This window comes from Streptomyces sp. NPDC043427, assembly GCF_056436655.1.
Genome location: NZ_JBWKCC010000006.1, coordinates 268,480 through 292,067 on the forward strand (window position 1 = coordinate 268,480; position 23,588 = coordinate 292,067).

The following is a 23,588-nucleotide window of genomic DNA, read 5'->3' on the forward strand; positions in this document are numbered from 1 at the left end:
GGCGCGTGGCTACGATGGGCCAGCCGGGGGCCAGCAGGGGCCGACCGGCGACACCGACCGTCGGGAAGGCCATGCTGAACAAGTACGCGCGTGCATTTTTCACGCGTGTCCTCACACCGTTCGCCGCGTTTCTCATCCGGCGGGGCGTCAGCCCCGACGCGGTCACGCTGATCGGCACCGCCGGCGTGATCGCGGGGGCACTGGTCTTCTACCCCCAGGGCGAGTTCTTCTGGGGCACGGTCGTGATCACCCTCTTCGTCTTCTCCGACCTGGTCGACGGCAACATGGCCCGCCAGCTCGGCCGCTCCAGCCGCTGGGGCGCCTTCCTGGACTCCACCCTGGACCGGGTCGCCGACGGTGCCATCTTCGGCGGCTTCATCCTCTGGTACGCCGGCGGAGGCGACGACCTCGTCCTGTGCGCCGTCTCGATCTTCTGCCTGGCCAGCGGCCAGGTGGTGTCGTACACCAAGGCCCGGGGTGAGTCGATCGGCCTGCCGGTCGCCGTCAACGGCCTTGTCGAGCGCGCCGAGCGCCTGGTGATCTCGCTGGTCGCGGCCGGTTTCGCGGGCCTGCACAAGTTCGGGGTACCCGGCATCCAGTACCTGCTGCCGGTCGCCCTGTGGATCGTCGCCGTCGGCAGCCTGGTCACGCTGATCCAGCGGGTCGTCACAGTCCGTCGCGAGTCGGCCGAGGCGGAGGCCGCGGCGGCCGCCCAGGAGAACCCGTCCCGGGGGAGCGAGTCCCAGGGGAGCGAGGCAGCGAAGTGAGCGCGAAGGATCGGCTCACCGACGCTCTGTACGGCGCCGGCTGGGGCGTGGTCAAGAGGCTGCCCGAGCCGGTCGCCGTACGGCTCGGCCAGTCCATCGCCGACCTGGCCTGGAAGCGGCGCGGCAAGGGCGTACGTCGGCTGGAGAGCAACTACGCGCGCGTGGTGCCCGACGCCGGCCCTGAGCGTCTCGCGGAGCTGTCCCGCGCGGGCATGCGCTCCTACCTGCGCTACTGGATGGAGTCCTTCCGGCTCCCGGCCTGGAGCGCCGAGCGCGTCAAGGGCGGCTTCGAGGCGACGGACCTGCACCACCTGACGGACGGCCTCGCCTCCGACCGGGGCGTGATCCTCGCGCTGCCGCACCTGGCCAACTGGGACCTCGCCGGCGCCTGGGTCACCACCAAGCTGGGGACGCCCTTCACGACGGTCGCCGAACGCCTGAAGCCGGAGACCCTGTACGACCGCTTCGTCGCCTACCGCGAGGGCCTGGGCATGGAGGTCCTCCCGCACAGCGGCGGCACCGCCTTCGGCACGCTGGCCCAGCGGCTGCGCGCCGGTGGCCTGGTCTGCCTGGTCGCCGACCGTGACCTGTCCGCCTCGGGCGTCGAGGTGAAGTTCTTCGGCGAGACGGCCCGGATGCCCGCGGGCCCCGCCCTCCTCGCCCAGCAGACGGGGGCGCTCCTGCTCCCCGTCACCCTCTGGTACGACGACTCGCCCGTCATGCGGGGTCGTGTGCACCCCCCGATCGAGGTACCCGAGGCAGGTGACCGGGCCGAGAAGACGTCTGTCATGACACAGGCGCTGGCAGACGCCTTCGCCACGGGGATCGCCGACCATCCGGAGGACTGGCACATGCTGCAGCGCTTGTGGCTCGCTGATCTCGACCCCGCCTCTCCTCCAGGAGGGGCCGCGTGAGAATCGGCATCGTCTGCCCGTACTCCTGGGACGTGCCGGGAGGCGTCCAGTTCCACATCCGCGACCTCGCCGAGTACTTCATCCGCCTCGGCCACGAGGTGTCCGTCCTCGCCCCCGCCGACGACGACACCCCACTCCCGCCCTACGTTGTCTCCGCCGGCCGCGCCGTGCCGGTGCCCTACAACGGCTCGGTGGCCCGCCTGAACTTCGGTTTCCTGAGCGCCGCGCGGGTGCGGCGCTGGCTGCACGACGGCAAGTTCGACGTGATCCACATCCACGAGCCGACGTCGCCGTCCCTCGGCCTGCTGACCTGTTGGGCGGCCCAGGGGCCGATCGTGGCCACCTTCCACACGTCAAACCCGCGCTCGCGCGCCATGATCGCCGCGTACGCCATCCTGCAGGCGGCCCTGGAGAAGATCAATGCCCGGATCGCGGTGAGCGAGTACGCGCGCCGCACCCTGGTCGAGCATCTCGGCGGCGACGCGGTCGTCATCCCGAACGGCGTGGATGTCGACTTCTTCGCCAAGGCCGAGCCCAAGCCCGAGTGGCAGGGCGACACCATCGGCTTCATCGGCCGCATCGACGAGCCCCGCAAGGGTCTGCCCGTGCTGATGCGGGCCCTGCCCCGCATCCTCGCCGAGCGCCCGCAGACCCGCCTCCTGGTCGCCGGACGCGGAGACGAGGAGGAGGCCGTCGAGGCCCTCCCCGCCGAACTCCGCCCCCGTGTGGAGTTCCTCGGCATGATCAGCGACGAGGACAAGGCCCGCTTCCTGCGCAGCGTCGACCTCTACGTGGCGCCCAACACCGGCGGCGAGAGCTTCGGCATCATCCTCGTCGAGGCCATGTCTGCGGGCGCCCCCGTCCTCGCCTCCGACCTCGACGCCTTCGCCCAGGTCCTCGACCAGGGCGCCGCCGGCGAACTCTTCATCAACGAGGACGCGGACGCCCTCGCCGAGGCGGCGATCCGACTGCTGGCGGACCCGCCCCGCCGGGCCGAGCTCCGGGAACGCGGGAGCGCCCACGTACGGCGCTTCGACTGGTCGACGGTCGGCGCGGACATCCTCTCGGTCTACGAGACGGTGACGGCCGGCGCGGCAGCAGTGGCAGCGGCGGACGACGACCGCACACCGGGCTTGCGGGGCCGGTTCGGCTTGGCGAGGGACTGAGCGGAGGTCTTCGTCAACCGAGGCCGCGGCGCCTTCAGTCGACGGTGGGCACAACCGGCCCGTCCTGATGGTGGCGCCTGTCCAGGTGACGGGTGGTGAAATCAGCCGTCCGGCCGTTGAGGACGAGGCCGTTGAGGCTGAAGCGGGGTCTTGAGGGCGGCGTCTTTCCAGCTGCCGGGTGCTGAAACAGCCGGTCGGGTGCTTGAGGACGAGGCCGTCCAGGCCGAAGCGGGGGTCTGGGGGCGGCAGCCCCCAGCTACGCCCACACCAGCACCCCGCACAACACCCGGCCAAACCAGCGGAGCGCCCGGGTAGCCTTGCGGCCCGTGACCGCAACCCTCATCTGGATCCTCGTCGTCCTCGCCGCGATCGGCCTGTACCTCAGCTGGACGGCGGGGCGACTGGACCGGCTGCACGCCCGGATCGACGCCGCGCGTGCCGCCCTGGACGCGCAACTGCTGCGCCGGGCCTCCGTGGTGCAGGAACTGGCCACCTCGGGGGTGCTCGACCCGGCCGCCTCGATCGTGCTGTACGAGGCGGCGCACGCCGCCCGGCAGGCCGAGGAGGAGCAGCGAGAGGTCGCCGAGAGCGAGCTGAGCCAGGCGCTGCGGGCGGTGTTCGCGGATCCCGTGCAGGTGGATGCGGTCCGCGAGGCACCCGGCGGAGAGGCGGCGGCCCTCGAGCTAGCGGAGGCCGTACGGCGGGTGCCGATGGCCCGGCGCTTCCACAACGACGCGGTGGGGGCGGCCCGCAGACTGCGCGAGCACCGCAAGGTGCGGTGGTTCCGGCTGGCCGGTCACGCCCCGTTCCCGCTGGCCTTCGAGATGGACGACGAGCCGCCGACGGCACTGGCGGACCGGGCCGCCTGAGGGCTGCCCAGGGTGGATCGCCGCAGCCGTACCGTCGGCCCCGGCCGGAAAAACGATCCACCGGGTCACCATTGGCCCTTGCTGTGGCCTGCTCCCCTCACGTTTCCTCGGTGCTTGCCAAACCCTCTTCCACCGAGCGAGGTCAATCCGTGTCCAGCACGCTCTCCGACAACCAGACTCCCGAGACCGGCACCGCGCGCGTGAAGCGCGGCATGGCCGAGCAGCTCAAGGGCGGCGTGATCATGGACGTCGTCACGCCGGAGCAGGCGAAGATCGCCGAGGACGCGGGCGCCGTCGCCGTCATGGCCCTGGAGCGGGTCCCGGCCGACATCCGCAAGGACGGCGGCGTGGCCCGTATGTCCGACCCCGACATGATCGAGGGCATCATCGAGGCCGTCTCGATCCCGGTCATGGCCAAGTCCCGTATCGGGCACTTCGTCGAGGCCCAGGTCCTGCAGTCCCTCGGCGTCGACTACATCGACGAGTCCGAGGTCCTCACCCCGGCCGACGAGGTCAACCACTCCGACAAGTGGGCGTTCACGACCCCCTTCGTCTGTGGCGCCACCAACCTGGGCGAGGCCCTGCGCCGCATCGCCGAGGGCGCCGCGATGATCCGCTCCAAGGGCGAGGCCGGCACCGGCAACGTCGTCGAAGCCGTCCGCCACCTGCGCCAGATCAAGAACGAGATCGCCAAGCTGCGCGGCTTCGACAACAACGAGCTGTACGCCGCCGCCAAGGAACTGCGCGCCCCGTACGAGCTGGTCAGGGAGGTCGCCGAGCTGGGCAAGCTCCCCGTGGTGCTGTTCTCCGCCGGTGGTGTGGCCACCCCGGCCGACGCCGCCCTGATGCGTCAGCTCGGCGCCGAGGGAGTCTTCGTCGGCTCCGGCATCTTCAAGTCCGGCGACCCGGCCAAGCGCGCCGCCGCCATCGTGAAGGCGACCACCTTCTACGACGACCCGAAGATCATCGCGGACGCCTCCCGGAACCTGGGCGAGGCCATGGTCGGCATCAACTGCGACACCCTGCCCGAGACCGAGCGCTACGCGAACCGGGGCTGGTAAGCACCCATGAGCAACACCCCCGTGATCGGCGTCCTGGCACTCCAGGGCGACGTACGGGAGCACCTCGTCGCCCTGGCCGCGGCCGATGCCGTGGCCAGGCCGGTGCGGCGCCCCGAAGAGCTCGCCGAGGTCGACGGACTCGTCCTCCCCGGCGGCGAGTCCACCACGATCTCCAAGCTGGCCATCCTCTTCGGAGTGATGGAACCCCTCCGCACGCGCGTACGGGCCGGCATGCCGGTCTACGGCACCTGCGCGGGCATGATCATGCTGGCCGACAAGATCCTCGACCCGCGCTCGGGGCAGGAGACCGTCGGCGGCATCGACATGATCGTGCGCCGCAACGCCTTCGGGCGGCAGAACGAGTCCTTCGAGGCGGCGGTCGAGGTCAGGGGAGTCGACGGCGCCCCCGTGGAGGGCGTCTTCATCCGCGCCCCCTGGGTCGAGTCCGTCGGTGCCGGGGCCGAGGTGCTCGCCGAGCACGAGGGCCACATCGTCGCCGTGCGCCAGGGCAACGCGCTGGCCACCTCGTTCCACCCGGAACTGACCGGCGACCACCGCGTGCACTCCCTGTTCGTCGACATGGTGCGCGCCAACCGTGGGCCGGAGTCCTTGTAGGATCTCTGGGGTTCGGTACTGAGATGGGTTACGCGAAGGAGACAGGCAGATGTCCGGCCACTCTAAATGGGCCACGACGAAGCACAAGAAGGCCGTCATCGATGCCAAGCGCGGCAAGCTCTTCGCGAAGCTGATCAAGAACATCGAGGTCGCGGCCCGCATGGGCGGCGTCGACATCGAGGGCAACCCGACTCTCTACGACGCCATCCAGAAGGCGAAGAAGCAGTCGGTCCCGAACAAGAACATCGACTCCGCGGTCAAGCGCGGTGGCGGACTCGAGGCCGGCGGCGCCGACTACGAGACGATCATGTACGAGGGCTACGGGCCGAACGGTGTCGCGGTGCTCATCGAGTGCCTCACCGACAACCGCAACCGCGCCGCCTCCGAGGTCCGCGTCGCCATGACCCGCAACGGCGGCTCCATGGCCGACCCGGGCTCCGTGTCGTACCTCTTCAACCGCAAGGGCGTCGTCATCGTCCCCAAGGGCGAGCTGACCGAGGACGACGTCCTCGGCGCCGTCCTGGACGCGGGTGCCGAGGAGGTCAACGACCTCGGAGAGTCCTTCGAGGTGCTCAGCGAGGCCACCGACCTCGTCGCGGTCCGCACCGCCCTGCAGGACGCCGGGATCGACTACGACTCCGCCGAGGCCAACTTCGTCCCGACCATGCAGGTCGAGCTGGACGAGGAGGGCGCCAAGAAGATCTTCAAGCTGATCGACGCGCTCGAGGACAGCGACGACGTCCAGAACGTCTTCGCCAACTTCGACGTCAGCGACGAGGTCATGGCCAAGGTGGACGCCTGAGCCGACGCTCGCACTTCGAACGGGCCGACGGGACACACCCGTCGGCCCGTCGCTTTGTCAGTGGCACCCGATAGCCTGCACAAACTGGCGATCGAAATGGGAGGGGACGCGCGTGCGCGTACTCGGGGTGGACCCCGGGCTGACCCGGTGTGGTGTCGGCGTCGTCGAGGGGGTCGCGGGGCGGCCGCTCACCATGCTCGGCGTCGGTGTCGTCCGCACGCCGGCGGATGCCGAGTTGGGGCAGCGCCTCGTCGCCGTGGAGCAGGGCATAGAACAGTGGCTGGACGAGCACCGGCCCGAATGCGTCGCCGTGGAGCGGGTGTTCAGCCAGCACAACGTCCGTACGGTCATGGGCACCGCCCAGGCCAGCGCCGTCGCCATGCTCTGCGCCGCCCGCCGCGGCATCCCCGTCGCCCTGCACACACCCAGCGAGGTCAAGGCCGCCGTCACCGGCAGCGGTCGTGCCGACAAGGCCCAGGTCGGTGCCATGGTCACCCGCCTGCTGCGACTCGACGCGCCCCCGAAGCCCGCCGACGCCGCCGACGCCCTCGCGCTCGCCATCTGCCACATCTGGCGCGCCCCCGCCCAGAACCGACTCCAGCAGGCCGTCGCCCTGCACGCCGGCAAAGCAACGCTCCCATCGAAAGGCCGTACGGCATGATCGCCTTCGTCAGCGGCCCGGTCGCCGCCCTCGCCCCCGACTCCGCGGTGGTCGAGGTGGGCGGGATCGGCATCGCGGTCCAGTGCACGCCCAACACCCTCTCCGGGCTGCGCATGGGACAGCAGACCAAGCTCGCCACCTCCCTGGTCGTCCGCGAGGACTCGCTGACGCTGTACGGCTTCGCCGACGACGACGAGCGGCAGACCTTCGAGCTGCTCCAGACCGCGAGCGGCGTCGGCCCCCGCCTGGCCCAGGCGATGCTGGCGGTGCACGCGCCGGACGCGTTGCGCCGGGCCGTGGCCACCGGCGACGAAAAGGCGCTGACCGCCGTCCCCGGCATCGGCAAGAAGGGCGCCCAGAAGCTGCTCCTGGAGCTGAAGGACCGCCTGGGCGAGCCCATCGGCGCGCCCGCGGTCGGCGCCCCGGTCACACAGGGCTGGCGCGACCAGCTGCACGCCGCCCTGATCGGCCTGGGGTACGCGACCCGCGAGGCCGACGAGGCCGTGACCGCCGTGGCCCCGCAGGCCGAGGCCGGTGAGGGCACGCCCCAGGTGGGGCAGCTGCTGAAGGCGGCCCTGCAGACCCTGAACCGCGCCCGCTGACCCCACGACCCCCGAGGCATACGCAATGAACTGGGACGACACGACCGACACCTCCGCCCCCGAGCGGCTGGTCGGTGCGTCTGCCGACGGCGAGGACCAGGCCGTCGAGGCCGCCCTGCGCCCCAAGGACCTGGACGAGTTCATCGGCCAGGAGAAGGTACGCGAGCAGCTCGACCTCGTCCTGCGCGCCGCACGCGCGCGGGGCGCCACCGCCGACCACGTGCTGCTCTCCGGCGCGCCGGGCCTCGGCAAGACCACGCTCTCGATGATCATCGCCGCGGAGATGGGCGCCCCCATCCGCATCACCTCCGGCCCCGCCATCCAGCACGCCGGCGACCTCGCGGCGATCCTGTCCTCGCTCCAGGAGGGCGAGGTCCTCTTCCTCGACGAGATCCACCGCATGTCACGGCCCGCCGAGGAGATGCTCTACATGGCGATGGAGGACTTCCGCGTCGACGTCATCGTCGGCAAGGGCCCCGGTGCCACCGCCATTCCCCTCGAACTGCCGCCTTTCACCCTGGTCGGCGCCACCACCCGCGCGGGCCTGCTGCCGCCCCCGCTGCGCGACCGCTTCGGCTTCACCGCCCACATGGAGTTCTACGAGCCTGCCGAACTCCAGCGCGTCATCCACCGCTCGGCCAACCTCCTCGACGTCGAGATCGACACCGACGGCGCCGCCGAGATCGCCGGCCGCTCCCGCGGCACGCCCCGCATCGCCAACCGCCTGCTGCGCCGGGTGCGCGACTACGCCCAGGTCAAGGCCGACGGCGTCATCACGCGCAAGATCGCGGGAGCCGCCCTCGCCGTCTACGAGGTCGACGCCCGGGGGCTCGACCGTCTGGACCGCGCCGTTCTGGAGGCCCTGCTGAAACTGTTCGGCGGCGGCCCGGTCGGCCTGTCCACGCTGGCCGTCGCGGTGGGGGAGGAGCGCGAGACCGTCGAGGAGGTCGCCGAGCCCTTCCTCGTCCGGGAGGGCCTGCTGGCCCGTACGCCGCGCGGAAGGGTGGCGACCCCGGCCGCATGGGCGCATCTCGGCCTCACCCCGCCCCGCTCCGCCACCGGCGGAAACGGACAACAGGACCTGTTCGGGACATGACAGCCCGCGCGGCTGCCCGGCCGCAGGCCGAGGCCGCGGCCGGACGTGGGCCGGACCTCGGCCGAACGGCGGCCCGGACATGGGCAGCGCATGGGTAGGACATTGGCGGGACATTGGCCGGGTCAGGAACCCGGGTGCCATGCTGAGCGTTGTTCCTTGCGCGCGGACTCGCTTAGACTCCGCCGATGCCGCCTTTGTCGGCGGCACCCACACCCCCAACCATCAGGCCGCTCATCATCGCGGTCACGTGAAGGAAGTACCGACCCGTGAGTCTCGTGACCCTCCTCCCGTTCATCGTGCTCATCGGGGCCATGTTCCTGATGACCCGGTCGGCGAAGAAGAAGCAGCAGCAGGCCGCCGACATGCGCAACCAGATGCAGCCCGGCAGCGGAATCCGCACCATCGGGGGCGTGTACGCGACGGTGAAGGAAGTCAACGAGGACACGGTCCTCGTCGACGCCGGCCCGGGTGTGGAACTGCTTTTCGCGAAGAACGCCATCGGCGCCGTGCTGACCGACGACGAGTACAACCGCATCGTCCACGGCATCGAGCACGACCTGAAGTCCGACACCGACCTCGTCCCGGACGACGCCTCCTCCCTCACCGAGACCGACGGCTCCGCCGACGAAGCTGCCGCCGCCTCCGACGACAAGTCCGTCGACCTCGGCAAGAAGGACAAGGCCGAGGAGACGCCCGCCGAGGCCAAGGCCGACGAAGAGCCGAAGAAGACCGACGGCGACTCCGACGCGAAGTAGTCATGTCCCGGGGCGCGCGGGCCGGTCTCGCGCGCCCCGTGACGTGCCTCCCGCAGGGGATCCCGACACCATGTCATGGCCGCCACCGCGCTGACCCGGCGCCGGGCGGCCCGAGAGGGAGTACGAGAAGGTGGCAGCACCCAAGAAGGGCCGGAGCGCGAGCGCCCAGAGCAAACCAGGGCGCTCACTCGCCCTGATCCTGATCGCCATCGCGGCGCTCACCGGAGGCATGTTCGCCGCCGGGCACACGACTCCGCGCCTCGGCATCGACCTCGCCGGCGGTACCAGCATCACGCTGGAGGCGAAGGCCGACCAGGGGTCCGCGATCAACAAGGCCAACATGAACACCGCGGTCGAGATCATGAACCGCCGTGTCAACGGCCTGGGCGTCTCCGAGGCGGAGGTGCAGACCCAGGGCGACCGCAACATCATCGTGAACATCCCCAAGGGCACCAACTCCAAGGAAGCCCGGGACCAGGTCGGCACCACCGCGAAGCTGTACTTCCGTCCGGTCCTCGCCTCCGAGCCGACCGGTTCGGCCGCGAACCCCTCGCCGAGCCCCTCCGCGAGCGGCTCGCCCAGCGGATCCCCGAGCCCTTCCGCAAGCTCCTCGTCGAAGGAGAAGGCGTCCTCGTCCGAGTCCGCCTCCCCGTCGGCATCCGCCACCTCGCAGGGCCGCTCCGTCACGGACGCGCTGAAGGCCGACTCCACCCCGTCGGCGTCCGCGTCGGCCAGTGGCAAGGCCTCTCCCAGCCCCTCCGCCCCGGCGAGCGGCGGCGCCGCCACCGGTGACACCGCCAAGCTCCAGGCCGAGTACGCCGCGCTGGACTGCTCCAAGGAGTCGGTCCGCGCCACCGCCGGCAAGAAGGCCAAGCCGGGTGAGCCGACCGTGGCCTGCGGTGAGATCGACAAGGTCTGGTACAAGTACGTGCTCGGCCCGGCCGCCGTCGACGGCACCGAGGTCAAGAAGGCCGCGGCGGTCTACGACACCCAGACCGCCGCCGGCTGGCAGGTCAACATGACCTTCACCGGCAAGGGTGCGAAGAAGTTCGGCGACGTCACCGGCGAGCTCGCGAAGAACCCGAGCCCGCCGCAGAACGAGTTCGGCATCGTCCTCGACGGCGAGGTCGTCTCCAGCCCGACCGTCAGGTCGGCCATCACCGGCGGCCAGGCCCAGATCTCCGGCAGCTTCACGCAGGAGGAGGCCCAGAACCTCGCCAACATGCTGTCGTACGGCGCGCTCCCGCTCTCCTTCAAGGAGCAGAGCGTGACCACCGTGACCGCCGCCCTCGGCGGTGAGCAGCTGCACGCCGGTCTCCTCGCCGGCGCGATCGGCCTCGCCCTGGTCGTCATCTACCTGGTGGCCTACTACCGCGGCCTGTCGCTCATCGCGATCGCCTCGCTGCTGGTCTCCGCGGCCCTCACCTACGTGATCATGTCGCTGCTCGGCCCGGCCATCAACTTCGCGCTGAACCTGCCGGCGGTGTGCGGTGCGATCGTCGCCATCGGTATCACCGCGGACTCGTTCATCGTGTACTTCGAACGCATCCGGGACGAGATCCGGGAAGGCCGCACGCTGCGTCCCGCCGTCGAGCGTGCGTGGCCGCGCGCCCGGCGCACCATCCTGGTCTCCGACTTCGTGTCGTTCCTCGCCGCCGCGGTGCTGTTCATCGTCACCGTCGGCAAGGTCCAGGGCTTCGCGTTCACGCTGGGTCTGACCACCGTCCTCGACGTCGTCGTGGTCTTCTTCTTCACCAAGCCGCTGATGACGCTCCTCGCCCGCCGCAAGTTCTTCGCGGACGGCCACAAGTGGTCCGGCCTCGACCCGAAGAGCCTGGGTGCCAAGCCGCCGCTGCGCCGCACCCGCCGTCCCGCCGGTCCTGCCGCCGGCCCCGTCGAGACGAAGGAGGCGTGAGCGTGTCGAAACTCGGCAACCTCGGCGCCCGACTGCACCGTGGCGAGGTCAGCTACGACTTCATCGGCCACCGCAAGCTCTGGTACGGCATCTCGATCCTGATCACCATCACGGCCATCCTCGGCCTGACGGTGCGCGGCTTGAACATGGGCATCGACTTCCAGGGCGGCGCCGTCTTCACCACCCCGAAGACCAGCGTCTCCGTCTCCCAGGCGGAGGACTACGCGCGGGAAGCGTCCGGCCATGACGCCGTCGTGCAGAAGCTCGGCAACGACACGCTGCGCATCCAGATCGCCGGCATGGACACCCAGCAGTCCGACGAGATCAAGAACAAGCTCGCCAAGGACTTCAAGGTCGACTCCGAGAAGATCGCCGCCGACCTCGTCGGTCCCAGCTGGGGCGACCAGATCGCCAACAAGGCATGGCAGGGCCTGGCGATCTTCATGGTCCTCGTCGTGATCTACCTGGCGATCGCGTTCGAGTGGCGCATGGCCATCGCCGCGCTCGTCGCCCTGATCCACGACATCACCATCACCGTCGGCATCTACGCCCTCGTCGGCTTCGAGGTCACGCCCGGCACGGTCATCGGTCTGCTGACGATCCTCGGTTACTCGCTCTACGACACGGTCGTCGTCTTCGACAGCCTCAAGGAGCAGGCGAAGGACCTCACCAAGCAGACCCGCTGGACCTACAGCGAGGTCGCCAACCGCTCGATCAACAGCACCCTGGTCCGCTCCGTCAACACCACGGTGGTCGCGCTGCTGCCGGTGGCGGGCCTGCTGTTCATCGGTGGCGGTGTCCTCGGCGCGGGCACGCTCAACGACATCTCGCTGTCGCTGTTCGTCGGCCTCGCGGCCGGTGCCTACTCCTCGATCTTCATCGCCACGCCGCTCGTCGCCGACCTCAAGGAGCGCGAGCCGCAGATGAAGGCCCTCAGGAAGCGCGTCCTGGCCAAGCGTGCCCAGGCCGTCGCCGACGAGGAGATCGCGGAGTCCCGCTCGTACGCCGACGACGCCGAGGACACCACTCCCGCGGTCGTCGGGCCCCGTAACCAGCCCGCCGCCCGCAACCGCGGCCGCGGCCGACCCTCCGGGAAGCGCCGATGACCGACATCAAGGAACTGCTGCTCAGCCGCATCCGTGACGTCGCGGACTACCCGGAGCCGGGCGTGATGTTCAAGGACATCACCCCGCTCCTGGCGGACCCGGGGGCGTTCACCGCGCTCACCGACGCGTTCGCGGAGATCGCCGAGCGCACCGGCGCCACCAAGGTCGTCGGCCTGGAGGCCCGGGGCTTCATCCTCGGAGCCCCGGTCGCCGTCCGCGCGGGCCTCGGCTTCATCCCCGTGCGCAAGGCGGGCAAGCTCCCCGGAGCCACCCTCGGCCAGGCGTACGACCTGGAGTACGGCTCCGCCGAGATCGAGGTCCACGCGGAGGACCTCTGTGGGGACGACCGTGTGCTGGTGGTCGACGACGTGCTGGCCACCGGCGGTACCGCCGAGGCCTCGATCCAGCTCATCCACCGCGCGGGTGCCCAGGTCGCGGGTGTCGCCGTCCTGATGGAGCTCAGCTTCCTCGACGGCCGCGCCCGTCTGGAGGCGGCCCTCGACGGGGCGCCGCTGGAGTCGCTGCTCACGATCTGACCACCGGTACGAAATCCCCGCGCAGGGCGGCGTACACCGTGGAGGCGGACCCGGAGAAATCCGGCGTCCGCCTCCTGTGTTTCTCGAGTAGACGGCCCTCACATCGGCCTGAAGGCGATCCTGGAGCCCAGGATCGCTACGATGGGTTCTCCGGAGCCTGACCGGGGGACCCGGATCGCGCACGAGGAGTCCTCTTGCCAGACGAGGCCCAACACCTGACCGCCGCCAAGCCCGAGCCCGCCCCGGGACCCGCGGCCAAGCCCGCGCCGAACGCGCCCCACGCGAAGAACGACAGCCGCGGGCCGGTCGAGCACGCCCAGTCGGCGCCCGTCGACAAGCCGGCCGAGCAGACGCGTCCCAAGCCGGCCCCGTCCGAGCGCTCCACGCCCGCGCCGTCCGCCGCGCGTCCGAACACCGGCCAGCCGGCCCGCTCCGGCTCCTCCAACCGCGTCCGCGCCCGTCTGGCCCGGCTCGGCGTCCAGCGCGCGAACCCCTACAACCCGGTCCTGGAACCGTTGCTGCGGATAGTGCGCAGCAACGACCCCAAGATCGAGACGGCCACGCTGCGCCAGATCGAGCGCGCCTACCAGGTCGCCGAACGCTGGCACCGTGGCCAGAAGCGCAAGAGCGGCGATCCATACATCACCCACCCCCTCGCGGTGACCACGATTCTGTCCGAACTGGGCATGGATCCTGCCACCCTCATGGCGGGCCTGCTCCACGACACGGTCGAGGACACCGAGTACGGCCTGGAGGACCTGCGCCGCGACTTCGGCGACCAGGTCGCACTCCTCGTCGACGGCGTCACCAAGCTCGACAAGGTCAAGTTCGGCGAGGCCGCGCAGGCCGAGACGGTCCGCAAGATGGTCGTGGCGATGGCCAAGGACCCGCGCGTCCTGGTCATCAAGCTCGCCGACCGCCTGCACAACATGCGCACCATGCGCTACCTCAAGCGTGAGAAGCAGGAGAAGAAGGCGCGCGAGACCCTCGAGATCTACGCGCCGCTCGCCCACCGCCTGGGCATGAACACCATCAAGTGGGAACTGGAGGACCTCGCCTTCGCGATCCTCTACCCCAAGATGTACGACGAGATCGTCCGGCTGGTGGCCGAAAGGGCACCGAAGCGTGACGAGTACCTGGCCATAGTGACCGACGAGGTCCAGGCCGACCTGCGGGCCGCCCGCATCAAGGCGACCGTCACCGGCCGCCCCAAGCACTACTACAGCGTCTACCAGAAGATGATCGTCCGCGGCCGTGACTTCGCGGAGATCTACGACCTGGTGGGCATACGCGTTCTCGTGGACACCGTCCGCGACTGCTACGCGGCCCTCGGCACGGTGCACGCGCGATGGAACCCGGTCCCCGGCCGGTTCAAGGACTACATCGCGATGCCCAAGTTCAACATGTACCAGTCGCTGCACACCACGGTCATCGGCCCCAACGGCAAGCCTGTCGAACTCCAGATCCGTACGTTCGACATGCACCGCCGCGCCGAGTACGGCATCGCCGCGCACTGGAAGTACAAGCAGGAGGCCGTCGCCGGCGCCTCCAAGATCCGTACCGACGCGCCGAAGACGTCCGGCAAGGGCAAGGACGACCACCTCAACGACATGGCGTGGCTGCGCCAGCTGCTCGACTGGCAGAAGGAGACCGAGGACCCGGGCGAGTTCCTGGAGTCCCTGCGCTTCGACCTGTCCCGCAACGAGGTCTTCGTCTTCACGCCGAAGGGCGACGTCATAGCGCTCCCGGCCGGGGCCACACCGGTGGACTTCGCGTACGCGGTCCACACGGAGGTCGGCCACCGGACCATAGGGGCACGGGTCAACGGCCGGCTCGTCCCGCTCGAGTCCACCCTCGACAACGGCGACCTGGTGGAGGTCTTCACCTCCAAGGCGCCCGGGGCCGGCCCCTCCCGGGACTGGCTGGGCTTCGTCAAGTCGCCGCGCGCCCGCAACAAGATCCGCGCGTGGTTCTCCAAGGAGCGCCGCGACGAGGCGATCGAGCAGGGCAAGGACGCCATCGCGCGGGCCATGCGCAAGCAGAACCTGCCGATCCAGCGCATCCTCACGGGCGACTCGCTGGTCACGCTCGCGCACGAGATGCGCTACCCGGACATCTCCTCCCTGTACGCGGCGATCGGCGAGGGCCATGTGGCCGCGCAGAACGTCGTGCAGAAGCTGGTGCAGGCCCTCGGCGGCGAGGAGGCGGCCACCGAGGAGATCGACGAGTCGGTCCCGCCGTCCCGCACCCGCGGCCGCAAGCGGCGCAGCAACAACGACCCCGGTGTCGTGGTCAAGGGCGTCGACGACGTGTGGGTCAAGCTGGCCCGCTGTTGTACGCCCGTGCCCGGCGACCCGATCATCGGATTCGTCACGCGCGGTAGCGGAGTATCGGTTCACCGCAGCGACTGCGTCAACGTCGAGTCACTGTCCCGCGAGCCCGAGCGCATCCTCGACGTCGAATGGGCACCCACCCAGTCCTCGGTCTTCCTGGTCGCCATCCAGGTCGAGGCCCTGGACCGGTCCCGGCTCCTCTCGGACGTCACCCGCGTCCTGTCCGACCAGCACGTCAACATCCTCTCCGCGGCCGTCCAGACCTCCCGCGACCGCGTCGCCACCTCCCGCTTCACCTTCGAGATGGGCGACCCGAAGCACCTCGGCCATGTGCTGAAGGCCGTACGGGGCGTGGAGGGCGTCTACGACGTGTACCGCGTGACGTCGGCACGCAGGCCCTCGTAACCGTCCCGGCGCCACGAAGAGGCCCCCGTACACGACGTACGGGGGCCTCTTCGTCAGCGATGGCGGGAATTCAGCCGCGCATTCAGCCGCCGAACTCCTGCAGGCCCTTCAGCGCCTGGTCGAGCAGCGCCTGACGGCCCTCGAGCTCGCGCTCCAGCTTGTCGGCGCGCGCGGTGTTGCCCTGCGCCCGAGCGGTCTCGATCTGGCCCTTCAGCTTGTCCACGGCGGCCTGGAGCTGACCGGTCAGACCCTCGGCACGCGCGCGTGCCTCAGGGTTCGTCCGGCGCCACTCGGTCTCCTCGGCCTCCTGGATGGCTCGCTCGACGGAGTGCATCCGGCCCTCGACCTTGGGGCGGGCGTCCCGCGGGACATGGCCGATGGCCTCCCAGCGCTCGTTGATCGAACGGAAGGCGGCACGGGCGGCCTTGAGATCCGTGACCGGGAGGATCTTCTCGGCCTCCTCGGCCAGTTCCTCCTTGAGCTTCAGGTTCTCGGACTGCTCGGCGTCCCGCTCGGCGAAGACCGAGCTGCGGGCCGCGAAGAAGACGTCCTGGGCGCCGCGGAAGCGGTTCCACAAGTCGTCCTCGTGCTCGCGCTGGGCGCGGCCCGCCGCCTTCCACTCCGCCATGAGCTCGCGGTACCGGGCGGCCGTGGGGCCCCAGTCCGTCGAGTTCGACAGCGACTCGGCCTCGGAGACCAGCCGCTCCTTGGTCTTGCGGGCCTCCTCGCGCTGCGCGTCCAGCTGCGCGAAGTGCGCCTTGCGACGCTTGGAGAACGCCGACCGCGCGTGCGAGAAGCGGTGCCACAGGTCGTCGTCCGACTTGCGGTCGAGCCGCGGCAGCCCCTTCCACGTGTCCACCAGCGAACGCAGCCGCTCACCGGCCGCCCGCCACTGGTCGGACTGGGCCAGCTGCTCCGCCTCGGCGACCAGGTCCTCCTTGGCCTGCCGGGCCTCGTCGGACTGCTTCGCCCGCTGCGCCTTGCGCTCCTCACGGCGCGCCTCGACGGTCTGCACGAGCTTGTCGAGCCGGGCCCGCAGGGCGTCCAGATCGCCCACCGCGTGGTGCGCGTCGACCTGTTCACGGATGTGGTCGATGGCGACCTGGGCGTCCTTGGCCGACAGATCGGTGGTCTGTACTCGCTTCTCGAGGAGGCCGATCTCGACAACCAGGCCCTCGTACTTGCGCTCGAAGTAGGCCAGCGCCTCCTCGGGGGAGCCGGCCTGCCAGGAACCGACGACCTGCTCGCCGTCGGCCGTACGCACGTACACGGTCCCCGTCTCGTCGACGCGGCCCCACGGGTCGCTGCTCACAGCGCCTCCTCCACATGATGCCTGCGAGGGGCCTCAGCTCCCCCGGGCATCGTCCACAGTTTCGTCACGGCCAACATAGGCGACCAGCGGGTTGCCTGTCCGCATCCAGCGCGACCGAAATTGCGCGGTTGGCCGTGCTGGTCGTCAGGACTTCTTGACCGTCGCCTTGTTGATCACGACCGTCGCGTTCGGGGCCCCGTCACCCTGGCCGGTGCTCTCGCCCGCGGCGGCGATCTTCTTCAGAACGGCCATACCCGATTCAGAAACGGTACCGAACGGTGTGTAGCTGGGCGGAAGCTGACTGTCCTGGTACACGAGGAAGAACTGGCTGCCGCCGGTGTGCGCCTGGCCGGTGTTCGCCATCGCCACCGTGCCGGCCGGGTAGACGTTGTCCTTGAGGCTCTTGTCCTTCAGGTTCTCGTCCGGAATCGTGTAGCCGGGACCGCCGCTGCCGCTGCCCGTGGGGTCACCGCACTGCAGCACGTAGATGTTGCTCGTGGTGAGACGGTGGCACTTCGTGTGGTCGAAGTAGCCCTTGTTCGCCAGGAAGTCGAACGAGTTCACGGTGTGCGGGGCCGCCGACGTCTTCAGCGCGATGTCTATGTCACCGCACGTCGTGGCCAGTTTCATCGTGTACTTCGCCGACTTGTCGATGGTCAGCGCCGGTTCCTTCTTCCAGTTCTGCGTCTTGACCTTGCCGGCGGCGGGCTTCTCGCACGGGTCCTTGGCGGCGCTGGGGGAGGCGGACGGGCTTGCCTCCGAGCTCGCGTTCGCCTTGTCGTCGTCCTTGAGGACGCCCGTCGTGTACAGGGCCAGGCTGCCGATCAGGATCACGCCGAGCACCGACGCGATCACCGAGTTGCGTACGCGCGCCTTGCGCCGCGCGGCAGTACGCCGCTGCTGCTGCCGCAAGAACTTCTCCCGGGCGAGCTGACGCTTCCGCTGTTCCTGGGTGACCACCGGGTTCTCTCCTCGTGCGTCTCGTACGTCGACTGGGACGCGTGCGTCTTGTGAGCCGACCGCCTGCGTGTGCCCCGTACCGTATATGGGTTCGCTGAGGAATCGGCAGCGCCGGTAGTCTCTGACCACAGGCGAAGCCCGTCGGGGCCCCTGAAAGGGCGTCGACAAGCCCTCCCGTATCGACACAACGAAGGACGATCGTGCTCATTGCCGGGTTCCCCGCCGGAGCATGGGGGACGAACTGTTATCTCGTCGCCCCCGCCGCCGGTGAGGAGTGCGTGATCATCGACCCGGGCCACCAGGCGGCCCCCGGAGTCGAGGAAGCGATCAAGAAGCATCGGCTCAAGCCCGTCGCCGTCGTCCTCAGCCACGGCCACATCGACCACGTGGCCTCGGTCGTCCCGGTGTGCGGCGCGCACGACGTACCGGCCTGGATCCACCCCGAGGACCGCTACATGATGAGCGACCCCGAGAAGGCGCTCGGCCGGTCCATCGGGATGCCGCTCATGGGTGAACTCACCGTGGGGGAGCCGGACGACGTCAAGGAGCTGACCGACGGCGCGAAGCTGGAACTCGCCGGTCTGGAACTGTCCGTCGCGCACGCGCCCGGCCATACCAAGGGGTCGGTGACGTTCCGGATGCCCGAGACCACGGAGATCCCGTCGGTCTTCTTCTCGGGCGACCTGCTCTTCGCCGGCTCCATCGGACGCACCGACCTGCCCGGCGGTGACATGGCCGAGATGCTCGACTCGCTGGCCCGCGTGTGCCTGCCGCTCGACGACTCGACCGTGGTCCTGTCCGGCCACGGCCCCCAGACGACCATCGGCCAGGAGCGCGCCACCAACCCGTATCTGCGGCAGGTGGCCGCCGGCGGCCAGGGAGCATCCCAGGCTCCCCGACGAGGAATGTGACGAGAGACTTCCCGTGAGCACCTTTCAGGCCCCCAAGGGCACGTACGACCTTCTGCCGCCCGACTCCGCCAAGTACCTCGCCGTCCGCGAGGCGATCGCCGCGCCGCTGCGCAACTCCGGCTACGGCTACGTCGAGACGCCCGGCTTCGAGAGCGTCGAGCTGTTCGCGCGCGGTGTCGGCGAGTCGACCGACATCGTGACGAAGGAGATGTACGCCTTCGAGACCAAGGGCGGCGACAAGCTCGCCCTGCGCCCCGAGGGCACGGCCTCCGTGCTGCGCGCGGCTCTGGAGGCCAACCTGCACAAGGCGGGCAACCTGCCGGTCAAGCTCTGGTACTCCGGTTCGTACTACCGCTACGAGCGCCCGCAGAAGGGTCGTTACAGGCACTTCTCCCAGGTCGGCGCCGAGGCCATCGGTGCCGAGGACCCCGCTCTGGACGCCGAGTTGATCATCCTGGCCGACCAGGCGTACCGCTCGCTCGGCCTGCGTGACTTCCGCGTCCTACTCAACAGCCTGGGCGACAAGGAGTGCCGCCCCGTCTACCGGGCCGCGCTGCAGGACTTCCTGCGCGGCCTGGACCTGGACGAGGACACACTGCGCCGCGCGGAGATCAACCCGCTCCGGGTGCTGGACGACAAGCGTGAGTCGGTCCAGAAGCAGCTCGGGGACGCCCCGTTGCTGCGCGACTACCTCTGCGACGCCTGCAAGGCGTACCACGAGGAGGTCCGCGAGCTGATCACCGCGGCGGGCGTCGCCTTCGAGGACGACCCGAAGCTGGTCCGCGGCCTGGACTACTACACGCGGACCACCTTCGAGTTCGTCCACGACGGTCTGGGCTCGCAGTCCGCGGTGGGCGGCGGCGGTCGCTACGACGGCCTGTCCGAGATGATCGGCGGCCCCGCGCTGCCGTCGGTGGGCTGGGCGCTGGGCGTCGACCGCACGGTCCTCGCCCTGGAGGCCGAGGGCGTCGAGCTCGAACTCCCCGCCTCCACCACGGTGTTCGCGGTCCCGCTGGGCGAGGAGGCCCGCCGGATCCTGTTCGCCAAGGTCACCGAGTTGCGCAAGCTCGGCATCGCCGCCGACTTCTCCTACGGCGGCAAGGGCCTCAAGGGCGCCATGAAGAACGCCAACCGCAGCGGTGCCCGTTTCGCGATCGTCGCAGGCGAGCGCGACCTGGCCGAGGGCGTCGTCCAGCTCAAGGACATGGAGTCCGGTGACCAGACGGCGGTCGGGGTCAACGAGATCGTCGCGGAACTGGAGTCGCGGCTCGGCTAGGACCTGTCCGGCCGATCACGGTGGAGGAAAGCAGCGGCGCCCGATCGGCGCCGGTCCCCCGCGCTCGAGCGAAGCCGAGCGTGGGGGGAGCGCGTGCCAGTCCCCGCGTCTGCGGCGTGATCCAAAACGTCAGGTCCAGCCGCACCCACGCGTGGCGGGGGCGCCGGATGTCCTGCGACGTCCGGCGCCCCTCGCGCATCGCGGCAGGGCGCTGGGGCGCGCGGTGTCCGGAACCGGACGTCGAGGCGCCCCCGCACGTACATCCTTATGGGGATCTAACGGTGCGCACACGCGCGCGTGCGGCAGAATGGCCCCTGCCCGAAGATGGTCCAGGTCCCAAGTGACGGAATCGGCGTGATGAGCAAGACCACTGTCAAAGACGTCTCCACCGAGCCCGAGCCGGAGCGTGCCGAGGTGGCCGCGCCGCGGACGGTGGGCGGCAGCCGTGCCTTCGCCCTGATGCTGGTGATCACCGGCGCGGCCGGCCTGCTCGCCGCGTGGATCATCACGATCGACAAGTTCAAGCTGCTCGAGGCCAAGGTCGAAGGCACGACCTTCACGCCGGGCTGCAGCCTGAACCCGGTGGTCTCCTGCGGCAGCGTGATGGAGAGCAAGCAGGCCGCCGCCTTCGGCTTCCCCAACCCGGTGCTCGGCCTGGTCTGCTACGGCATCGTCATCTGCGTCGGCATGAGCCTGCTCGCCCGCGCCCGCTTCCCGCGCTGGTACTGGCTCACCTTCAACTTCGGCACGCTCTTCGGCGTGAGCTTCTGCGCCTGGCTGATGTTCCAGTCGCTGTACCGGATCAACGCGCTGTGCCTGTGGTGCTCCCTGGCCTGGGTCGCGACGATCATCATGTTCTGGTACGTCACCTCGTTCAACATCCGCAACGGCTTCCTGCCCGCCCCGCGCTGGCTGAAGAGCTTCTTCGGTGAGTTCACCTGGGTCATGCCGGTCCTGCACATCGGCATCATCGGCATGCTGATCCTCACCCGTTGGTGGGACTTCTGGACCAGCTGACCGTCCCGAAGGGATTGTCAGTGCGGTGTTTTAGGGTTTCAGCGTGGAGCCCGACCTGTTCACCGCCGCAGCAGAAGAACGCCAGGAGAAGGACCCGACCGGCAGCCCCCTGGCGGTCCGGATGCGCCCGCGCACTCTCGACGAGGTGGTGGGCCAGCAGCACCTGCTGAAGCCGGGCTCCCCCCTGCGCCGCCTGGTCGGCGAGGGCGCCAAGGGTCCGGCCGGGCCGTCCTCGGTGATCCTCTGGGGCCCGCCCGGCACCGGCAAGACGACCCTCGCGTACGTCGTCTCCAAGGCCACCAACAAGCGCTTCGTCGAGCTCTCCGCGATCACCGCCGGCGTCAAGGAGGTCCGCACGGTCATCGACGGCGCCCGCCGCGCCACCGGGGGATACGGCAAGGAGACCGTCCTCTTCCTCGACGAGATCCACCGCTTCAGCAAGGCCCAGCAGGACTCCCTCCTCCCGGCCGTCGAGAACCGCTGGGTGACCCTGATCGCGGCGACGACGGAGAACCCGTACTTCTCCGTCATCTCGCCCCTGCTCTCCCGCTCCCTCCTGCTCACCCTCGAACCCCTCACCGACGACGACCTGCGCGGCCTGCTGCACCGCGCTCTGGCCGACGAGCGCGGGCTCGCCGGCGCCGTCACCCTCCCCGAGGACACCGAGCACCACCTGCTGCGCATCGCCGGCGGTGACGCCCGCCGCGCCCTGACCGCCCTGGAGGCCGCCGCCGGGGCCGCGCTCGACAAGGGTGAGACCGAGATCGGCCTGACGACGCTGGAGGAGACCGTCGACCGGGCCGCCGTGAAGTACGACCGCGACGGCGACCAGCACTACGACGTGGCCAGCGCGCTGATCAAGTCCATCCGCGGCTCCGACGTCGACGCCGCCCTGCACTACCTGGCCCGGATGATCGAGGCCGGCGAGGACCCCCGCTTCATCGCCCGCCGACTGATGATCTCGGCCAGCGAGGACATCGGCCTCGCCGATCCCAACGCCCTGCCCATCGCGGTCGCCGCCGCGCAGGCCGTCGCCATGATCGGCTTCCCCGAAGCCGCCCTCACCCTCAGCCACGCCACCATCGCCCTCGCCCTGGCCCCCAAGTCCAACTCCGCGACCACGGCGATCGGCGCCGCCCTCGAGGACGTACGCAAGGGACTGGCCGGACCCGTCCCGCCGCATCTGCGCGACGGGCACTACAAGGGCGCGGCCAAGCTGGGGCACGCGCAGGGGTACGTGTACCCGCACGACCTGCCCGAGGGGATCGCCCCCCAGCAGTACGCGCCGGACGCCATCAAGGAGCGCGAGTACTACGCGCCGTCCCGGCACGGCGCCGAGGCGCGGTACGCGGACGCCGTGGAGTGGACCAGGAAGCACCTCGGTCGAAAGCGGTCCTGAGCACCCTGTAAACTCGGTCGGAGCGCTGCGTCCTGTGCAGTCAGAACAGGACAGTCAGCCGGAGCACCGGTCCTCCGGGACCGGCTCCAGGAGCGTCGCGCACCGTCGAACGGTGTCGCGGGCAGCCCACCACCACCCGCACTTCCGGGAACGGTCGGTGGGCCACTCGCGTGCTGCACGTATGTGCCCAGACCAGGGGAGCGGCTGCCCACCAGGCCCGAAGAGGGGTCCGGAGGGTTTCCCCGGCTGCGGATGCGACCTCCCTTAACCCTGACAAGCCGGAAAGCCTGAGAAAAGAGACAAAGACAGTGGCGAACCAGTCCCGCCCCAAGGTCAAGAAGTCGCGTGCCCTCGGCATCGCGCTGACCCCGAAGGCCGTCAAGTACTTCGAGGCCCGCCCCTACCCGCCGGGTGAGCACGGCCGTGGCCGCAAGCAGAACTCGGACTACAAGGTCCGTCTGCTCGAGAAGCAGCGTCTGCGCGCCCAGTACGACGTGTCCGAGCGCCAGCTCGTCCGCGCCTACGAGCGTGCCTCCAAGGTCCAGGGCAAGACCGGTGAGGCCCTGATCATCGAGCTCGAGCGCCGTCTCGACGCCCTGGTCCTGCGTTCGGGCATCGCCCGCACCATCTACCAGGCCCGTCAGATGGTCGTCCACGGCCACATCGAGGTCAACGGCCAGAAGGTCGACAAGCCGTCCTTCCGTGTCCGTCCCGACGACGTCGTGATGGTCCGCGAGCGCAGCCGCGAGAAGACCCTCTTCTCCATCGCCCGTGAGGGTGGCTTCGCCCCCGACGGCGAGACCCCGCGCTACCTCCAGGTGAACCTCCGCGCCCTGGCCTTCCGCCTGGACCGCGAGCCGAACCGCAAGGAGATCCCGGTGATCTGCGACGAGCAGCTCGTCGTCGAGTACTACGCCCGCTGATCACCCGGCAGGCGTAAGCACCACCTCGGCCCGCCGTCTCCCCACCTTCCGGGTGGGCGAGGCGGCGGGCTCGTGCGTACCCCCACCGCGCGCCAGGCGCTAATCCGGTACGGAGCGCCATCCCCGGCGCGATAGGCTCGGTGCACGACTTTCTCGATGTAGACCGATGTAGAGGCACGTTTCAGGG

General features: G+C 70.0%; 22 protein-coding genes. 20 read left to right on the forward strand and 2 right to left on the reverse strand.

All coding sequences use genetic code 11. The features are described 5' to 3' along the window. The first annotated feature begins 14 nt into the window (after positions 1 to 14). From pgsA to relA, 15 genes are all read left to right on the forward strand, one after another. Positions 15 to 767 carry a phosphatidylinositol phosphate synthase gene (pgsA, locus tag AC067M_RS14390; protein ID WP_478697344.1) on the forward strand — a complete coding sequence of 251 codons (753 nt, stop codon included), beginning with the start codon at positions 15 to 17 and terminating at the stop codon, positions 765 to 767. Then, a complete protein-coding gene (locus AC067M_RS14395) occupies positions 764 to 1,681 on the forward strand; it encodes a phosphatidylinositol mannoside acyltransferase (protein WP_478697312.1) in 918 nt (305 codons plus the stop codon). The genes pgsA and AC067M_RS14395 overlap by 4 nt, the downstream gene beginning before the upstream one ends. Continuing rightward, positions 1,678 to 2,847, forward strand: a complete 1,170-nt coding sequence (locus AC067M_RS14400; RefSeq protein ID WP_478697313.1) for a glycosyltransferase family 4 protein — start codon at positions 1,678 to 1,680, stop codon at positions 2,845 to 2,847. The genes AC067M_RS14395 and AC067M_RS14400 overlap by 4 nt, the downstream gene beginning before the upstream one ends. A 326-nt stretch (positions 2,848 to 3,173) precedes the next feature. Further along, entirely contained in the window at positions 3,174 to 3,716 is a 543-nt protein-coding gene (locus AC067M_RS14405; protein WP_478697314.1) for a LemA family protein, read from the forward strand. Between the two features lie 212 nt (positions 3,717 to 3,928). Beyond that, a complete protein-coding gene (gene pdxS, locus AC067M_RS14410; protein WP_234311763.1) occupies positions 3,929 to 4,777 on the forward strand; it encodes a pyridoxal 5'-phosphate synthase lyase subunit PdxS in 849 nt (282 codons plus the stop codon). A gap of 6 nt (positions 4,778 to 4,783) precedes the next feature. Next, positions 4,784 to 5,392: a pyridoxal 5'-phosphate synthase glutaminase subunit PdxT gene (gene pdxT, locus AC067M_RS14415; RefSeq protein WP_478697315.1), complete on the forward strand. Its 609-nt coding sequence runs from the start codon at positions 4,784 to 4,786 to the stop codon at positions 5,390 to 5,392. Between the two features lie 49 nt (positions 5,393 to 5,441). Beyond that, on the forward strand, positions 5,442 to 6,194 hold the full coding sequence (locus AC067M_RS14420) for a YebC/PmpR family DNA-binding transcriptional regulator (protein ID WP_133929482.1): 753 nt from the start codon (positions 5,442 to 5,444) through the stop codon (positions 6,192 to 6,194). Between the two features lie 112 nt (positions 6,195 to 6,306). Beyond that, complete coding sequence (gene ruvC, locus AC067M_RS14425) at positions 6,307 to 6,855, forward strand: crossover junction endodeoxyribonuclease RuvC (RefSeq protein ID WP_478697316.1); 549 nt, start codon at positions 6,307 to 6,309, stop codon at positions 6,853 to 6,855. Further along, positions 6,852 to 7,457, forward strand: a complete 606-nt coding sequence (gene ruvA / locus AC067M_RS14430; protein ID WP_478697317.1) for a Holliday junction branch migration protein RuvA — start codon at positions 6,852 to 6,854, stop codon at positions 7,455 to 7,457. Before ruvC ends, ruvA begins: the two co-directional genes overlap by 4 nt. A 25-nt stretch (positions 7,458 to 7,482) precedes the next feature. After that, positions 7,483 to 8,553, forward strand: coding sequence for a Holliday junction branch migration DNA helicase RuvB (gene ruvB, locus AC067M_RS14435; protein WP_478697318.1), 1,071 nt, complete (start codon positions 7,483 to 7,485; stop codon positions 8,551 to 8,553). 266 nt (positions 8,554 to 8,819) lie between these two features. After that, on the forward strand, positions 8,820 to 9,308 hold the full coding sequence (gene yajC, locus AC067M_RS14440) for a preprotein translocase subunit YajC (RefSeq protein ID WP_478697319.1): 489 nt from the start codon (positions 8,820 to 8,822) through the stop codon (positions 9,306 to 9,308). Between the two features lie 130 nt (positions 9,309 to 9,438). Beyond that, complete coding sequence (gene secD, locus AC067M_RS14445; RefSeq protein WP_478697320.1) at positions 9,439 to 11,223, forward strand: protein translocase subunit SecD; 1,785 nt, start codon at positions 9,439 to 9,441, stop codon at positions 11,221 to 11,223. 2 nt (positions 11,224 to 11,225) lie between these two features. Then, positions 11,226 to 12,329 carry a protein translocase subunit SecF gene (gene secF, locus AC067M_RS14450; protein ID WP_478697345.1) on the forward strand — a complete coding sequence of 368 codons (1,104 nt, stop codon included), beginning with the start codon at positions 11,226 to 11,228 and terminating at the stop codon, positions 12,327 to 12,329. Further along, positions 12,326 to 12,865, forward strand: coding sequence for an adenine phosphoribosyltransferase (locus AC067M_RS14455; protein WP_478697321.1), 540 nt, complete (start codon positions 12,326 to 12,328; stop codon positions 12,863 to 12,865). The genes secF and AC067M_RS14455 overlap by 4 nt, the downstream gene beginning before the upstream one ends. Before the next feature lie 194 nt (positions 12,866 to 13,059). Continuing rightward, positions 13,060 to 15,603 (forward strand): GTP pyrophosphokinase, encoded by a 2,544-nt coding sequence (relA, locus tag AC067M_RS14460; protein WP_478697322.1) that lies wholly within the window; start codon positions 13,060 to 13,062, stop codon positions 15,601 to 15,603. 82 nt (positions 15,604 to 15,685) lie between these two features. Here the strand turns inward: relA and AC067M_RS14465 are convergent, their stop codons facing one another. Both AC067M_RS14465 and AC067M_RS14470 read right to left on the reverse strand, forming a co-directional pair. Continuing rightward, the gene (locus AC067M_RS14465) at positions 15,686 to 16,915 is read right to left on the reverse strand and encodes a DUF349 domain-containing protein (RefSeq protein ID WP_478697323.1); all 1,230 of its coding nucleotides are present in this window, start codon (positions 16,913 to 16,915) and stop codon (positions 15,686 to 15,688) included. Between the two features lie 144 nt (positions 16,916 to 17,059). Beyond that, on the reverse strand, positions 17,060 to 17,875 hold the full coding sequence (locus AC067M_RS14470; protein WP_478697324.1) for a peptidylprolyl isomerase: 816 nt from the start codon (positions 17,873 to 17,875) through the stop codon (positions 17,060 to 17,062). A gap of 200 nt (positions 17,876 to 18,075) precedes the next feature. On the opposite strand from AC067M_RS14470, the gene AC067M_RS14475 reads away from it, so the two are divergent. The 5 genes from AC067M_RS14475 (at position 18,076) to rpsD (ending at position 23,401) form a co-directional block, all read left to right on the forward strand. Next, positions 18,076 to 18,786, forward strand: coding sequence for an MBL fold metallo-hydrolase (locus AC067M_RS14475; protein ID WP_478697325.1), 711 nt, complete (start codon positions 18,076 to 18,078; stop codon positions 18,784 to 18,786). Positions 18,787 to 18,799: 13 nt separating this feature from the next. Then, on the forward strand, positions 18,800 to 20,062 hold the full coding sequence (gene hisS / locus AC067M_RS14480; protein ID WP_478697326.1) for a histidine--tRNA ligase: 1,263 nt from the start codon (positions 18,800 to 18,802) through the stop codon (positions 20,060 to 20,062). 357 nt (positions 20,063 to 20,419) lie between these two features. Next, a complete protein-coding gene (locus AC067M_RS14485; protein WP_478697327.1) occupies positions 20,420 to 21,079 on the forward strand; it encodes a vitamin K epoxide reductase family protein in 660 nt (219 codons plus the stop codon). A gap of 43 nt (positions 21,080 to 21,122) precedes the next feature. Continuing rightward, the gene (locus tag AC067M_RS14490; protein WP_478697328.1) at positions 21,123 to 22,478 is read left to right on the forward strand and encodes a replication-associated recombination protein A; all 1,356 of its coding nucleotides are present in this window, start codon (positions 21,123 to 21,125) and stop codon (positions 22,476 to 22,478) included. A 308-nt stretch (positions 22,479 to 22,786) separates the two neighbouring features. Beyond that, on the forward strand, positions 22,787 to 23,401 hold the full coding sequence (gene rpsD / locus AC067M_RS14495) for a 30S ribosomal protein S4 (protein ID WP_123987943.1): 615 nt from the start codon (positions 22,787 to 22,789) through the stop codon (positions 23,399 to 23,401). Positions 23,402 to 23,588: the final 187 nt, after the last annotated feature.

Excerpts from the sequence above, each read along its gene's own strand:
- pgsA (WP_478697344.1), top strand. The coding sequence starts at position 15 with ATGGGCCAGCCGGGGGCCAGCAGGGGCCGACCGGCGACACCGACCGTC.
- pdxS (WP_234311763.1), top strand. The coding sequence starts at position 3,929 with ATGGCCGAGCAGCTCAAGGGCGGCGTGATCATGGACGTCGTCACGCCG.
- pdxT (WP_478697315.1), top strand. The coding sequence starts at position 4,784 with ATGAGCAACACCCCCGTGATCGGCGTCCTGGCACTCCAGGGCGACGTA.
- AC067M_RS14420 (WP_133929482.1), top strand. The coding sequence starts at position 5,442 with ATGTCCGGCCACTCTAAATGGGCCACGACGAAGCACAAGAAGGCCGTC.
- ruvA (WP_478697317.1), top strand. The coding sequence starts at position 6,852 with ATGATCGCCTTCGTCAGCGGCCCGGTCGCCGCCCTCGCCCCCGACTCC.
- ruvB (WP_478697318.1), top strand. The coding sequence starts at position 7,483 with ATGAACTGGGACGACACGACCGACACCTCCGCCCCCGAGCGGCTGGTC.
- AC067M_RS14455 (WP_478697321.1), top strand. The coding sequence starts at position 12,326 with ATGACCGACATCAAGGAACTGCTGCTCAGCCGCATCCGTGACGTCGCG.
- AC067M_RS14485 (WP_478697327.1), top strand. The coding sequence starts at position 20,420 with ATGAGCAAGACCACTGTCAAAGACGTCTCCACCGAGCCCGAGCCGGAG.